The sequence below is a fragment of the Bradyrhizobium sp. P2_E8 genome (assembly GCF_056403875.1).
Genome location: NZ_JBFUES010001822.1, coordinates 1 through 658 on the forward strand (window position 1 = coordinate 1; position 658 = coordinate 658).

Below are 658 nucleotides of genomic sequence, written 5' to 3' on the forward strand. Positions count from 1 at the left end.
AGACCGACCAGCGAGACCCAGGAGAACAGCAGCAGGATGCCGAGCAGCACGAAGAAGCCGGGCACGAGGACCGAGGACAGGATCAAGAGAAGGTAGAGCGACGGAATTGCCGTCCATATCTCGATGAAGCGCTGGAAGATGAGATCGACCCGTCCGCCGAAATAGCCCTGCACCGCTCCCGCTGCGATGCCGATGACGGATGAGATGATCGTGAGGCAGAGGCCGAACAGCACCGAGATGCGGAAGCCATAGATCAGCCGCGCCACCACGTCGCGCCCCTGATCGTCCGTACCCAGCCAGTTGTATTCGAGGTCGCGGCAGCTCTTCAGCCCCTTCTTCTCTACGACAAGTTTGCACTGCGCTTCCGTCAGCATCCAGGTCGGCGGCGATGGCGCCGGCGTCGGCAAGTCGAGATTGTGGGTGTCGTAGGAATAGCGGATCAGGGGCCAGACGATGGCGCCGCCCTTGTCCTTGATGAGCTTCTGCAAGTAGGGGTCGCGGTAGTCGGCCGCCGTCTCGAAATCGCCGCCGAAGGTGGTTTCCGAATAGGTCACGAAGGCAGGCCAATAGAGACGGCCGTCGAACTTGACCAGGAAAGGCCGATCGTTGGCGATCAGCTCGGCGAACAGCGAGACCACGAACAGGGCGATGAATATCC

Annotated in this window: 1 protein-coding gene; it reads right to left on the reverse strand. The window is 61.1% G+C overall.

The genetic code is table 11. From position 1 onward, the window contains the following. A partial coding sequence (locus tag AC1D00_RS44115) for an ABC transporter permease family protein (RefSeq protein ID WP_477015075.1) occupies positions 1–658 on the reverse strand: 658 nt, incomplete at both ends.